13 protein-coding genes and 1 tRNA gene are annotated in these 13046 nt (G+C 31.9%); 10 read left to right on the top strand and 4 right to left on the bottom strand.

The genetic code is table 11. The features are described from left to right. Window positions 1-85 precede the first annotated feature (85 nt). A complete protein-coding gene (locus tag ACHRV3_RS08270; RefSeq protein WP_395433915.1) occupies window positions 86-1189 on the top strand; it encodes an IS3 family transposase in 1104 nt (367 codons plus the stop codon). A gap of 28 nt (window positions 1190-1217) precedes the next feature. Continuing rightward, window positions 1218-2375, top strand: coding sequence for an IS3 family transposase (locus tag ACHRV3_RS08275; RefSeq protein ID WP_395433916.1), 1158 nt, complete (start codon window positions 1218-1220; stop codon window positions 2373-2375). Window positions 2376-2564: 189 nt separating this feature from the next. On the opposite strand, the gene ACHRV3_RS08280 is transcribed toward ACHRV3_RS08275, so the two are convergent. Further along, window positions 2565-3305: a hypothetical protein gene (locus ACHRV3_RS08280; protein ID WP_395433917.1), complete on the bottom strand. Its 741-nt coding sequence runs from the start codon at window positions 3303-3305 to the stop codon at window positions 2565-2567. A 131-nt stretch (window positions 3306-3436) separates the two neighbouring features. Here ACHRV3_RS08280 and ACHRV3_RS08285 point away from each other — a divergent pair, with 131 nt between their 5' ends. Beyond that, window positions 3437-3595 carry a hypothetical protein gene (locus ACHRV3_RS08285; RefSeq protein WP_395433918.1) on the top strand — a complete coding sequence of 53 codons (159 nt, stop codon included), beginning with the start codon at window positions 3437-3439 and terminating at the stop codon, window positions 3593-3595. 220 nt (window positions 3596-3815) lie between these two features. Here the strand turns inward: ACHRV3_RS08285 and ACHRV3_RS08290 are convergent, their stop codons facing one another. Then, window positions 3816-4637: a hypothetical protein gene (locus ACHRV3_RS08290; RefSeq protein ID WP_395433920.1), complete on the bottom strand. Its 822-nt coding sequence runs from the start codon at window positions 4635-4637 to the stop codon at window positions 3816-3818. Window positions 4638-5101: 464 nt separating this feature from the next. On the opposite strand from ACHRV3_RS08290, the gene ACHRV3_RS08295 reads away from it, so the two are divergent. Both ACHRV3_RS08295 and ACHRV3_RS08300 read left to right on the top strand, forming a co-directional pair. Next, window positions 5102-6037 (top strand): hypothetical protein, encoded by a 936-nt coding sequence (locus tag ACHRV3_RS08295; RefSeq protein ID WP_395433921.1) that lies wholly within the window; start codon window positions 5102-5104, stop codon window positions 6035-6037. Further along, on the top strand, window positions 6037-6741 hold the full coding sequence (locus ACHRV3_RS08300; protein ID WP_395433922.1) for a hypothetical protein: 705 nt from the start codon (window positions 6037-6039) through the stop codon (window positions 6739-6741). Before ACHRV3_RS08295 ends, ACHRV3_RS08300 begins: the two co-directional genes overlap by 1 nt. A 53-nt stretch (window positions 6742-6794) precedes the next feature. Here the strand turns inward: ACHRV3_RS08300 and ACHRV3_RS08305 are convergent, their stop codons facing one another. Next, entirely contained in the window at window positions 6795-6968 is a 174-nt protein-coding gene (locus ACHRV3_RS08305; RefSeq protein WP_395433923.1) for a hypothetical protein, read from the bottom strand. A 20-nt stretch (window positions 6969-6988) separates the two neighbouring features. Next, the gene (locus ACHRV3_RS08310) at window positions 6989-8266 is read right to left on the bottom strand and encodes an IS1595 family transposase (protein WP_395433924.1); all 1278 of its coding nucleotides are present in this window, start codon (window positions 8264-8266) and stop codon (window positions 6989-6991) included. Window positions 8267-8477: 211 nt separating this feature from the next. Here ACHRV3_RS08310 and ACHRV3_RS08315 point away from each other — a divergent pair, with 211 nt between their 5' ends. The 5 genes from ACHRV3_RS08315 (at window position 8478) to ACHRV3_RS08335 (ending at window position 12751) form a co-directional block, all read left to right on the top strand. Continuing rightward, window positions 8478-8855 carry a hypothetical protein gene (locus ACHRV3_RS08315; RefSeq protein ID WP_395433925.1) on the top strand — a complete coding sequence of 126 codons (378 nt, stop codon included), beginning with the start codon at window positions 8478-8480 and terminating at the stop codon, window positions 8853-8855. A 311-nt stretch (window positions 8856-9166) separates the two neighbouring features. Next, window positions 9167-9616 (top strand): GatB/YqeY domain-containing protein, encoded by a 450-nt coding sequence (locus ACHRV3_RS08320; protein ID WP_230004617.1) that lies wholly within the window; start codon window positions 9167-9169, stop codon window positions 9614-9616. 90 nt (window positions 9617-9706) lie between these two features. Next, window positions 9707-9780: transfer RNA gene (locus ACHRV3_RS08325), tRNA-Arg, on the top strand. A gap of 224 nt (window positions 9781-10004) precedes the next feature. After that, window positions 10005-10235: a hypothetical protein gene (locus tag ACHRV3_RS08330; RefSeq protein ID WP_395433926.1), complete on the top strand. Its 231-nt coding sequence runs from the start codon at window positions 10005-10007 to the stop codon at window positions 10233-10235. A 125-nt stretch (window positions 10236-10360) separates the two neighbouring features. After that, window positions 10361-12751: an arylsulfatase gene (locus ACHRV3_RS08335; RefSeq protein ID WP_395433927.1), complete on the top strand. Its 2391-nt coding sequence runs from the start codon at window positions 10361-10363 to the stop codon at window positions 12749-12751. The last annotated feature ends 295 nt before the right edge of the window (window positions 12752-13046 follow it).

The following is a 13046-nucleotide window of genomic DNA, read 5'->3' on the forward strand; positions in this document are numbered from 1 at the left end:
TTTTACAGTAAATAAAAGACAAATCATTGTATATCTGTCACTTATCTTTCTTAAATTCACATATTAGAATCTGAGCTTTAGGAAAATGAAAAAAGGTAGCAGAGTTTACGATCGTAACTTTAAAGTAAAGGCAGTCCAATTAGGATATCAAATAGGTTGCTACATAGGAGCAAGAGAACTTGGAATTTCACCATCACTTATAATTCGATGGAGGCAAGAACTTCGTGAATATGGAGAAGCAAGTTTTTGCGGTCATGGCTTCACGAGATTAAACGATGAACAAAAAAGATTTTGCCAACAAAAAAGAAAGCTTAAAAAGGAGCTTAAAAACACAGAACTTAAAATTGAAATCTTCAAAAATGCAAGCAAATATACTTCTGGAGGGAAACTTGCCATTTTTCAATTTATTAAAGACCATTCCGATAAGTACGCAATTTATAAAATGTGTAATATTTTAGGGACATCTCTTATAGCATATAAGAAATGGAATAATCAATTGCTTACTCCGGCGAAACGTCAAACTCAAATATTAAAAGAGGAAATAATTTCCATATTTTATGAATACAAAGAGCTGTATGGTGGTCCGAAAATTGCAGCAGAATTACGAAGTCGTGGCTTTAAAATAAAGGAAGGCCAAGTTATGATCCATATGCGAAACCTAGGACTAGTTAGCAAGATTAGGAGAAACCTTAAACTCAAAACTACTTCAATTTATAATCCTTATAAGTTTCCTAACCTTTTAAATCAACAATTTACAGTTGACGAACCTTCTAAAGTATGGGTTTCAGGAATAACTCGAATACAAACATCCAATGGACTTTTATTCTTAACAATTATTATGGATTTATTTGACAGAAAGATTATAGGATGGACCTTAAGTAATGGATTATCTGTCAAAGAGACTACGATACCTGTTTGGGAAATGGCTGTTAAAAATAGAAAAGTATTGAAAGGATTAATATTTCATTCCCATTCAGGTAGTCAATACGCTAGCAAAATGTTTAGTAATAAATTAGAATCTTATAAATTTATCAGACGAAGTATGAGTAGAAAAAGAAATCGTGCCGACAATGTTATATCTGAAAGCATCTTTAATTCGCTTAAATCTGAACTGATAGATTTAAAAATGCTTGTTACCAAAAAGCAAATGCAAGAAAAAATATTTGAATATTTCAAAAATCTACAATAGGAGAACATTCATTATTAAACTTCAGCCTATGAAAACATATGAACGTGCTTTCAAAGTGAATGCAGTTAAATTAAGTTATGAGCGAGGCAAAGGGCAAGTTGCGGGTCTTGCAAGAGAGTTGGGAATAACTCCAAGTCATTTGTATCAATGGCGACAAGACTTTGAAAAATTTGGAACAAGAAGTTTCCCAGGTCCTGGTAACCCTAATTTAACTACGGAACAAGCTGTCATTAGAGAGCTTAAAAGGAAAGTTAAAAATTCGAAAATTACGTTTGAAATTTTAAAGAGAGGAACCAAATATGTTTCACAAGGAAAAATAATGACTAAAAATTTTATTGAAAATAATAAATCTGAATTTTCAATTGCAAAAATGTTAACGGTATTAGAAGTATCAGAAACCACATATTATAGAACAAAAAAGCAAGAACTTACAGATACAGAATCTAGAGTAATTTTATTAAAACAAGAAATTGCATCTATATATTATGAATTTAAGCGAAGATACGGATGCTTCAAAATTACAAGAGAACTTCAAAGCAGAGGATTTAAAATAAAAAACTCTTCAGTAAAAAAGTACATGAGAATGTTGGGGCTACGTCGAAAAATTAAAAGAAAATATAAGGTCACAACCGATTCATTTCATAATCACTATGTAGTTCCAAATGTTTTAAATAGACAATTTACAGTCACGGAACCTGCTAAAGCTTGGGTTTCAGATATAACCTATATCCAAACGACTAAAGGCTTTTTGTACCTTACAATTGTAATGGATTTATTTGATAGGAAAATCATAGGATGGAATTTAAGTACAAAAATGAGCACAAAAGAAACGACTTTGCCCGCTTTGAAAATGGCTGTTAATAATCGAGAAATTACTAAAGACTTAATATTTCATTCCGATAGAGGTGTTCAATATGCTAATAAACTTTTTACCAATACAATAGACTCTTATAAATTTGTTAGAAGAAGCATGAGTCGAAGAGAAGATCATAATGACAATGCCGTTTGCGAAAGCTTTTTTAGTTATTTCAAAGCTGAATTGCTTACTGGAAATAAGTTACCGTCAAGAAAACAGTTGAAATTGGAAGTATACGAATACATCGAAAATTGGTACAATAAAAAGAGAAGACATTCACATCTAGGTTATAAGACAATTGAAGAGTTTGATAGATTACATTTCATATAATTATATACTATATACCATCTGAAATCATTTAGATTTATTTAGGACGATTGTTTAATTATATGCATATATAAGATAATAAACACAGTATATCACCTCCAAAGGTGCGATATAAAAAGTTATTTGTTTAGTTTATATATAACACTGCTTATAACATAAAAATAAAAGAGCAAATAGAAATTTGATCTTTTATTATGAATTTAGTAATAATTTGTTTTCAGCTATATATTTTACTAATGCGATAAAATTAGCACTTGTCAATATTTCTCCAAAAGCAGCATCTCTAAGTTTTTCTCTAAAAATCTCGATCCAGTTCTTCTTATTTAGGGTAAGAATCAATTCTTTTAATTCCCCAATTTCATCAAAAATGATTTCACTAGATGCTGTTTGAGTTGCTAGTATTTTGTCTAACTTGTCATTTATTATAACAATTTCATTTTTTGAATAGTAATCTTTATCGGATCTTACTTGACTTTCATAAATATACCATTGTATAAGTTCTACAAATGGTTTAAAAAACTTTTCTTTAAAGCAATCAAACCTTTCGTTATAGCTAGGTCCTATTAGATCATACCAAGTTGCACTAGCTTCAAAATAATGATTATCAAATTTTCTTTCAATCTCAAAAGAATTTTTAATGATAAAAAATCCAAATGCACCTTGGTCGTACCGAGTTTTAAGAAAGGATTTAGCATTATTTTTTACTTTGGGATCAATGTAAGAGTTTGATTTTTGATTAAGTGGTAATTCACTTTTTAGCAAAGAAAAATCTTCACTAATTCTCTCCAGTATTCTTTTAGATATTGGCTGGTCTTGAAGAAAATTTAAAAACTGAGTAATCTTATCCTGAGCATAGATTCTTTCAGAATGATTAATATCATTGGAATCCGTAATAATTTTATTTTCGATTTCAATTATGTTCAAAGTTCTCATTTCTTATTTTTTATAATACGAATATAATCAATTTAGATAGTAATATAGCATCGTGCTCTGAAACTCGTCTTGTTATAACCGAGATATTGTTTAATTATACATATATCAATACAATATTAAACAAACATATCATGAAAACACTTTCAAATCACATTCAGGAAAGTTTTAAACCTGCCCAAGAAGAGCAACCAACAGTTATAGAAAATCAAACTGACAATACGAAAGAAATTGTTAACGAAGATGAATCTGTAGAAAAAGAAAAACCGTCTGGTGGAACAGACGGTCTTTAATTTAGAATGGCCATCTTTCGATGCCAAACTTGATAATTTTCCAAATCCCAATTGCAACATTAGCTATGGAAATTATCGTTTTAATTCTATCAAGCCTTGTCTTCCTGGAAGATTTAGGCTTTTTAAGTGATTTTTTCACCCGTTATATATTCACGGGATATGTTAAATTCAGCTCGGTAAATGTTAAACTTTAGCTAAATTTTAAGTCGGTTTTTAACACTTAATTACTTCTACTCGTGCTGTTATAAAACGATGATAAACTGTAAGATTTTGTAGCCTCTGTAGTTGATATCTTATCATTATAATATTCCAAGAAATCACGCTTATCTTCCAAATCTGCAATCTTTTTCAACTTATCATTTAATGAATCGAGATTTTTATTAAAACTTAATTTTTCTTGTTCTGTAAATTTTTCAGAATCATATCTTTTCTGACCTAATCGATTCAAATAAGTATGCTTCTTAATTATGGAATTGCAAGTATTTACATTAATTTGTGCTGATTGGAGTAATGTTAAGTAGGTAGCTTTCCATGCTTTGTATTCAGCCGTATTTCCAAGATTTTTAAAATTAGCATCATCAGTTTCAATTTCTAATTGACCTATGAATCGATTAGACATCACATAAAATAATTCATTCGTACTTGATTTTTTAATAATTGAAAATCGATCAAAACTACCTTTTAGGATATCGAAGTTTTCATGCTTTTCAGTAACTAACTCATTTTTAATAAATTTATCTTCAATTTCTTTATTAATAAGTAAATAATGATCAGGCAATAAGATATAATCTCCGGACAAAGTATTTAAATCAACATCATCTTCTAACATAATGTACTTTGACAATTGATTTTTAAGATTTTGAACCGAAACGGGAAAAATCTTAAAAGGCTCAACTTGATACTTTTTGATAATTAGAGCAGATAACTCAGGTGTGATGGATAATTTTTCTTGACCGATCGTCCGAGTTGAAAATAAGAATGTGGAAATGGAAATAATGGCATACGCGAAATGCGTGCAGTACTTTTGGTAGTGCTTTTTCATTTTTGTGGTAGTTAGGATTTATAAATGTTTAATGAAAAAAGAAGCGTGGACATTTACACCAAGCTAAATCCTGGGCTACCACACCCTAAACAAGCAATGATGCAAAGCCACGCCATATCGGCGCACCTCACATACATTATTTGCTTGTTAAATCGAGAAGCTATTGAGCTTCAGGGTGGTAGTTTAGATTTAGCAATAACGTAATTAAGCACGAATATTTTTACAATACAAAAATAATTAAAAAGGACAACTTAAGGAAATGAAAGAGAACAATGTTTTGATAGCTTATTAACATAAAAAATTATGATCAACGATTTGAGACAAAACAAGTATTTATACGTATTTACATTGAAAATAATTTACTATACATTCACATATCGTTGAAAATAAACAAAAATTACGGTTTTCCGTAAAATATAAATAAAAAAATAGTTTAAATTCGTCACGTATTTAATTGTCAATCAATGAACAAAATAGAAATTATTATAGACAAAGAACATAACGGAAATGATGTAAGTCTATCTGGATTGTCTGTCAATACGACAAATGCTCTTATTGAAATATTAAGTGCATTACGTAATATCGCTGTTCATGAGGGAAAACCAGATATAAAAATAGGTCTTGTTGAAGGAAGTGCTTGTGCAGTTTTGGAAGGTGAACAAGAAACAATGGAAGTCATCCATAGATCAATTATGAAAGTTGTAGATAATGATCCTAATCGTGAAAATTTTTATGTTGACAACTTACAAGTTATTAAAGAGCAAATAAATGAACGTGGTTTTGAAGTAAAGGTAAGATATCTTAAAAATGGGGATCAAACCTCACTTAGAGAAGCCTTTAATGTTCCCTTTCGAAAGAAAAGAATCCGCACAAATATTGAAAATAATTTCAATATTGAATTTTTTCACGGAAAGTTACAAAGTAATGGTGGAGATAATCCAAACTTTCATATTATATCTGACTTTAACAAATATGTAATATCATGTACCGAAAGACAAGCTCAAATAGTAAATCAGTTTTTATATAAAGAATTTAGATTTTCTGCATGGGCAAAGATGGGGCCAAATAATAAAATGCTTTATCAATATTGCGATATTTATGAATCAAATCAAAGAGACTTTTATAATGAATTCAGACGTTTCTTTTCCGAATTAAAGAGGTTAGAAGGCACTGCTGCAATAAAGAAAATCCATTATAAATTAAAAGAGTTTTATTCAAATAATGAATTTGCAGAAGCTAGAAAGTTTATACGCATTTTCCTTAATGATACGGTAGAGGTTAGCACATTAATGGCAATATTAATAATCTCAAAAAGATTTAAAAATCATCCTGAATTAGAAGAATTACTTGGACAAGTAGAAGAATTGATTATGAGTAAAACTAAAAAACCTGTATTGTAATGCCTGTAGAGAGAAATTTTATTGAAGAAAACTTAACATTATTAAGTGATTGTGATAACACCGATGATTTCGTTGCTATAGCAATTATGGTAAAAGATGGTGTAGGTTATCACTCTGGATTAGTAATTTGTTTGGAAGAACATTTTTATTTTTTCCATTATACTGGTAGAAAGGTTTTAATGGAATTAATTGAAGATCATCCGTCCGATTTATATATAAAGAAATTAACCATTTTTGAACCATCGCAAGTTGAATATATAAAAGCATTTTGTGAGATTCTTGAGGAAGAGGCACATCCTGTATATGGTTGGATTTTTACAGATTCATTTTACAATGGAGATGGAACTTATTATTCGGAGCAAGGTCTTCCTGATGTGACAACTTGTGTAGGCTTTTGTATAAATGTTATCCGTGGTGCTTTGTATAATAATGAAATTTATATTACAACAGAAGAATGGGATGATACTACCTTAGATGATTTACAACATACTTTTACAGAAAATATTACTGCTCAATTAGCTTTTTTAGGTGAAATTGATCCTGATAGGTTAGCTGTTATAACTCAAAGATCATTTAAACGCATCATGCCTTCTGAGTTAACTAGCTCAGGATTTTTTGAGCAACTACCTATAACAAAAAATAATATAGACCCAGTAAATCCAATGGTTACAGATGTAATAATGGGGAGACATATTGCCTCATAGCATCGATAGATTTTTTACTTGATCAACTAGCAACTAAGAGAAACGAGAAGAAACTATTTTTCTTCTCGTTTCTCATTAGATATTGTTCCTTTCATAATTCCTCCGCCTTTAGCAGGACTTGTTCTCATTAAATTAGACATATCTTCTTCTACAGGCTTCTCGTTTGAATCTTCTGTGACAGACTTTTTGTTTAACGATTCTTCGATGTGTTGAGTTAATGTTTTCATAGTTTTTAGAATATGTATAACTACGCTATCAACTCCTTATATCTTAACCTTTCGTCACTATTAACCAGCGTAAAATTAAACTGTTCTCCTATATCCATTGTTCGAATATTATATCGATAAGCAAATTCATCACAATAACGATGTAAATGTTTTTTACTTGTAAAATGATATATACCGATTATACCTCGTTTCAAAATACCCCAAAATCCTTCAATTCCATTCGTGTGGTAAGCTCCAACCTTATACTTTCCTAAGTTATGCTGGATAACTTTATGACTATAATACTTATCTAATCCAATATACCCTTTCCATCCATCACTTACAATAGTAGAACCTTTTTTGATTTTCTCATTTATTATGCCTTTAAGAATTGCTCCTTCAGTATTCATTACCACCTGGGTATATACAATTCCATTATTTAACATACCGAATACTGGAGTTTTTGTTTTAGCACTCCTTCCCTGAGTATTGGGAATCTTTTTCCCTTTGCTACGATTTTTATTTTTCCCTCCAACAAAAGTTTCATCAACTTGGGTAATACCATCAAATTCGAAATCATCTCTCATTCTAACTGAATTTCTAAGTCTACTTAGCATAAACCAAGCAGTTTTCTGCGTTACTCCAATTTCTCTCATTAATTGATAACTACTTATTCCTTTCTTGTTGGTCGTAAAAATAAAAATTGCCATAAACCATTTTTGCAAGGGTACAGTTGATTTTTCAAATATTGTACCTATTGTAACGCTAAATGGTAATCGACAATCTTTGCATTTATAGTAACCTTTGTCTTCTCCTCTTTTTTTAATTCGATAATGATTATCACGTTGACTTCCACAATGAGGGCAAATTGGTTCTCCGTTCCAACGTAATTTTTCCAAGTGTTCACGACATGCTTTTTCTGAGTTTAAATTACTCATCATGTCAAATACTGATTTAAAAATTTTGGCAGTATTAATTTCAATATTAGGATGTTTACTCATCTTTGTTTTATTAAAAATAATACTTTTTGGTGTAATTGGTAAGGTTTTTCGTACTTTTTTCCGACGAGTTATTAACAATTTCAATGGGTCTGGCAATCTAACAAACTGTTGTTCAGGGAGTTCAATTCCGCATTGAACTAATAGAACTCTTAGAAAATCGTCACAGGCTTCCTGAAATAGTGTTGGTTCGAAATCTTCATAAATTTCTTCATAAATTTCTTCATAAATTTCTTCATTATAGTCATCATGTTCTTCGTCATATTGTGAAAAGTTGTAATTGTCGTAGCATGATGTGAAGTCGTATTTGTCAGTTTTCATAATTTCCGATTTAGAATTTCTGACGAATGAAACAACATTTGAAAATGAAATGAATTTGATTTGAAAAAGTTGAAGAGTGGACGATGTAAATCAGGAAGATTGTTTAATTTATAAAATAAAAACCACCTGCTGGAACAGGTGGTTTTGAAAAATATGATGCTTGCGTACAAGACCTACTGGATGTTGTTATATTATATCTAAATCATTTATTATGCTTAAATTAAAACTATATTTGTTTCTCGGTAAATACATTAAATGGTTTAAAGAGATGGCAAATAATGAAGTCTTACAACATACTAAATACGAGATATTAAGTTATCTTAAAAATAAAAAATATAATCATTTTGAAATTGTAGAATATGATTATGTATCAACTAGTGATACAAGACTTAAAATAAAAATAGATATTAGGTATAACCTTGTTGATTTTTCATTTTTCTTAGAATATGATAACTTCAACAATATTAAAAAATCGATCGTAATACCTTCACAGATTGATGATGAATTGATTTTCATTACAGATTATTACACATTCTTTAAGAAGATATCAGATAATCAGTTATTAGAATTTTTCAAACATCTTAAATAACTAAAAAGATGTGGTAACCTGTGTATATTATTATCTTAATTTTATATTCACAATAAATAGGATAACCCGAAAATTGGATTTAATTTTCGGGTTATTTTTTTTATCTTCGCACAGAATTTAGAAATTTGACTTTTAAAAGTAGTTTATAAAATGAATATCATCATCCGGAGCAAAGTCAAAGGTTGATTATAATGTAGAGGGCTTCGACTTCGCTCATCCTGACATAAGTTATAAAAGTATACAAGTCATGAACAGATTTTTAAGCATAATATCAATTTAATAAGCATTGCTTATTCAAATAAAAAAATAAGATGAGTTTACAAGTACAAATCATGGACGAGATCAAAACCGCCATGAGAGCAAAAGATACCGTAGCATTAGAAGCATTAAGAGCCATTAAATCTGAAATGTTATTGGCTGCAACTGCATCAGGTTCTAAAGAAGAATTAACAGCTGACGATGAAGTAAAATTACTTCAGAGATTAGTTAAAACCCGTAAAGAAAGTGCTAGAATTTTTACAGAACAAAACCGTCCTGATTTGGCTGAGCCTGAATTAGCACAAGTAGCTGTAATCGAAAAATTCTTACCGGCACAATTAAGCGAAGAAGAAGTAGAAGCTGTAGTAGCTAAAATTATCGCTGAAACCGGAGCTGCAGGAATTGCATCAATGGGGAAAGTTATGGGATTAGCATCTGCACAATTAGGCGGAACTGCTGAAGGAAAAACAATCTCAGCAATCGTTAAAAAATTACTCGTGTAATTTTAAATTCCAAATTTTTTAAATTCCAAATTCCAATATAAAAATTCCAAGTGGAATTTGGAATTTCAAAAATTGATTTTTTTTATATAAGACCACGTAGTTCAACTGGATAGAATATCAGATTTCGGCTCTGAGGGTTGGGGGTTCGAACCCCTCCGTGGTCACTAAATAGAATTTAACTGGGCGACCAGATTATGATGTTTGTCATAATCTGGTCGCCTTTAGTAATTTAGAGCTATGCCGAATAACATTGCTCACGTGTATAATGGGATTTACTGCCCAACAAACTGCCCACGATTTATGAGTGGGCAGTTATCCTATAAAATAAAGATAAAAGACGACTACGTTAGGTCGGACGGAACAGGTGCGTTATACATACAGTTGTTTTTTGAGTAACATTCAGAAAAGAATCTCGTTGCATTTGTCTGAAGTTTTGAAATATTTCGATAAGAAAAAACAGCTTGCGAAAGCTAGTCAGGAAAGTTTTAAAGATTACAATTTATTAATCGAGAAGGAATTGGCGGAAATTAATACAATAGAAATCAATTACAGATTATTGGGCAGGAGATTGAATATGGAGCTTTTAATTAATGAATTGGATTCAGGGAAAACGAAATGATTAGGCAAAAAGAAATTCTGAAAGATTGGTTTCATTTTGTAAAATGAAACATACTTTAGAGGTGTATTCAATATTCTTTTTTTCTTAAATCTTAAATTTAGGGTTTACCTTAAACTTAAGTAAATATGAAATGTTTTAACTATTTATTTGTTGTCGCACTTACTTTATTTTTACCCGAAATAAGTAATGCACAGCAACCAGCAGCTAATCAAAATTGGCCGGACAGAACAACTCTACCAATCGAACCTTATCAAAAAGTTGGTAAAGTGGCACCTACTATAAAAGACTCAGATCCTATAGAATGGCCAAAAGAAGTTAGTGCTCCGGAAGGTGCTCCTAATGTTTTACTTATTATGATTGATGATGTCGGTTTTGGAGCCAGTTCTACATTTGGCGGGCCAATTCCAACGCCTAACTTTGACGATTTAGCAAAAAATGGTTTGAAATACAATCGTTTCCACACTACAGCCGTTTGTTCTCCATCAAGAGCGGCGCTTATTACGGGACGCAATCATCATACCGCTGCAACTGGTATTATTATGGAATTTTCAACCCCATATCCAGGCTATCACAGTTTGGTTCCTCGTAGTGTAGCAACCATAGGTAAAATTTTAACAGATAATGGTTATGGCACTTCTTGGTTTGGTAAAAATCATAATGTACCGGACTGGCAGTCCACTCCGGCGGGACCTTTTAATCTATGGCCTACCGGATTAGGATTCGAATATTTTTATGGATTTCTTGGAGCAGATGCACATCAATTCAGACCTGCGTTATTTGAAGGCACCAAACCTGTTGATCCCTATTTGAAAGATGATAAAGTAGATGCTGACTATATTTTAGATAGAGATTTGGCAGACCATGCGATTCATTGGATTAGAACGCAGAAAAACGTTTCTCCAAATAAACCTTTCTTTGCCTATTATACACCCGGAACGGCACATGCACCACATCAGGCTCCTAAAGAATGGATTGCCAAATTCAAAGGAAAGTTTGACCAAGGATTTGACAAACAACGTATTGCTACTTATGAAAATCAAAAACGTTTAGGTATTATTCCGGCTGATGCAAAATTAGCACTTACTCCTAAAGAATACCAAAGATGGGATGCTCTTTCGCCTGGAATGAAAAAGGTAGCAGCAAGAGAAATGGAAGTATATGCCGCTATGCTAGCCTATTGTGACAACCAAATCGGCAGAGTAATTCAATCTATTAAAGATTTGGGCGAATTAGATAATACCATGATCATCTTTATTATGGGAGACAATGGCGCGAGTGCTGAAGACCCAACAGGTCAAGGACTAACCAGCGAAATTGGTGTTTTAGTTAATGGCGTAGAAGATACCGAAGAATATATGCTGAAGAATCTGGATGAATTTGGAGGTCCATGGATGGCTGAACATTATTCACACAGCTGGGCACATGCAATGAATACTCCCTATCAATGGGATAAAAAAATAGCTTCGCATTTAGGAGGAAGTCGCACAGGGATGGTAATCTCATGGCCTGCTAAAATAAAACAGACTGGTCAGGTACGCAGTCAATTTACCCACATTACCGATATAACACCAACCATCTTGGAAGCAGCTCATATTCCTCAACCAAAAAAAGTGGACGGATTTGATCAAGTGCCAATGGCAGGGAAAAGTTTAATGTACAGTTTTGATAATGCAACTGCACCGGAAACCCATAAAACACAGTATTTCGAAGTAATTGCCAACCGTGCCTTTTACAAAGATGGGTGGATGGCCAGTACAACTCCTAAAAATTTACCATGGCAGGGACATCCTGTGCCAACAGAAGACCCTGTTAAAGATTATAAATGGGAATTATACGATCTTACTAAAGATTTTACACAATCGAATGATATCGCTTCAAAAAATCCGGAGAAACTAAAAGAAATGCAGAAAGCTTTCATGGAAGAAGCTGAAAAATATAAAGTTTTCCCTTTCGATGACAGATATATTGACAGAGTAAACCCGGAGAATCGCCCTAAATTCAATGTAGGAAGAAGTGAATATGTATATTATCAAGGTAGTTCTCGTATCACCGAAGGAATGGCACCTAATCTGAAAAATACTTCTTTTAGCATCAAAGCTGATATTGAAGTTAAAGCAGGTGATGACGGAATGATTATTACACAGGGAGGCTATTTTGCAGGTTTTGCATTAATGCTGCAAAATGGAAAACCAACTTTTTCATACGCATTTTCTCATTATCCAAATCATAAATGGACTATACAAGCGGCAACGCCTTTAGCTGCAGGCAAACATACCATTGTACTGAATTTTGATTATGCAGGCGGGGGCTTAGGAAAAGCGGCAAAAGCAACCATTTTAGTTGATGGTAAAGAAGCTGCGAAAGGTGATATTGCAAGAACCGTTCCGAGTCGTTTCTCTGCCGATGAGACTTTAGATGTCGGGGAGGATTTTGGTACGCCGGTAACTAGAGATTATGATGTGCCTTTTACTTTCAAAGGAAAAATAGATAAGGTGGTCGTTAATCTAAAACAATAAAGATTCAAAAAGAAGAAGAACAATATGTAAACTATAATGCTCTTAATTAGCTCAAGTTAATAGTTAGAGAAAAAAAATGTAGACTTTTTTTATCAGATCCTCAGCTGTAGCTTTTCCGGATTCGCAAAAAAATCTGCAATTATTCGAATATGATAAAAGCCGTTGCAAATTTTTGCAATGGCTTTTTTACTAAAAACAAAACTAGCGACATTTATTTATTGGGTGCAATTTGTAATTCAGGAACATTTTTCCTCCTTGGTCACATTTTTACTTTAAGTTAGTTTAAACGCCTTAT

Origin of the sequence: Flavobacterium sp. FlaQc-49 (assembly GCF_044005985.1) — a bacterium.
Classification (GTDB): Bacteria; Bacteroidota; Bacteroidia; order Flavobacteriales; family Flavobacteriaceae; genus Flavobacterium; species Flavobacterium cupriresistens.

Coding starts and splice junctions, on each gene's coding strand:
- ACHRV3_RS08280 (WP_395433917.1), bottom strand. CDS start 3,305: ATGAGAACTTTGAACATAATTGAAATCGAAAATAAAATTATTACGGAT.
- ACHRV3_RS08290 (WP_395433920.1), bottom strand. CDS start 4,637: ATGAAAAAGCACTACCAAAAGTACTGCACGCATTTCGCGTATGCCATT.
- ACHRV3_RS08305 (WP_395433923.1), bottom strand. CDS start 6,968: ATGAAAACATTAACTCAACACATCGAAGAATCGTTAAACAAAAAGTCT.
- ACHRV3_RS08315 (WP_395433925.1), top strand. CDS start 8,478: ATGCTTAAATTAAAACTATATTTGTTTCTCGGTAAATACATTAAATGG.
- ACHRV3_RS08285 (WP_395433918.1), top strand. CDS start 3,437: ATGAAAACACTTTCAAATCACATTCAGGAAAGTTTTAAACCTGCCCAA.
- ACHRV3_RS08300 (WP_395433922.1), top strand. CDS start 6,037: ATGCCTGTAGAGAGAAATTTTATTGAAGAAAACTTAACATTATTAAGT.
- ACHRV3_RS08275 (WP_395433916.1), top strand. CDS start 1,218: ATGAAAACATATGAACGTGCTTTCAAAGTGAATGCAGTTAAATTAAGT.
- ACHRV3_RS08320 (WP_230004617.1), top strand. CDS start 9,167: ATGAGTTTACAAGTACAAATCATGGACGAGATCAAAACCGCCATGAGA.
- ACHRV3_RS08335 (WP_395433927.1), top strand. CDS start 10,361: ATGAAATGTTTTAACTATTTATTTGTTGTCGCACTTACTTTATTTTTA.
- ACHRV3_RS08295 (WP_395433921.1), top strand. CDS start 5,102: ATGAACAAAATAGAAATTATTATAGACAAAGAACATAACGGAAATGAT.
- ACHRV3_RS08310 (WP_395433924.1), bottom strand. CDS start 8,266: ATGAAAACTGACAAATACGACTTCACATCATGCTACGACAATTACAAC.
- ACHRV3_RS08270 (WP_395433915.1), top strand. CDS start 86: ATGAAAAAAGGTAGCAGAGTTTACGATCGTAACTTTAAAGTAAAGGCA.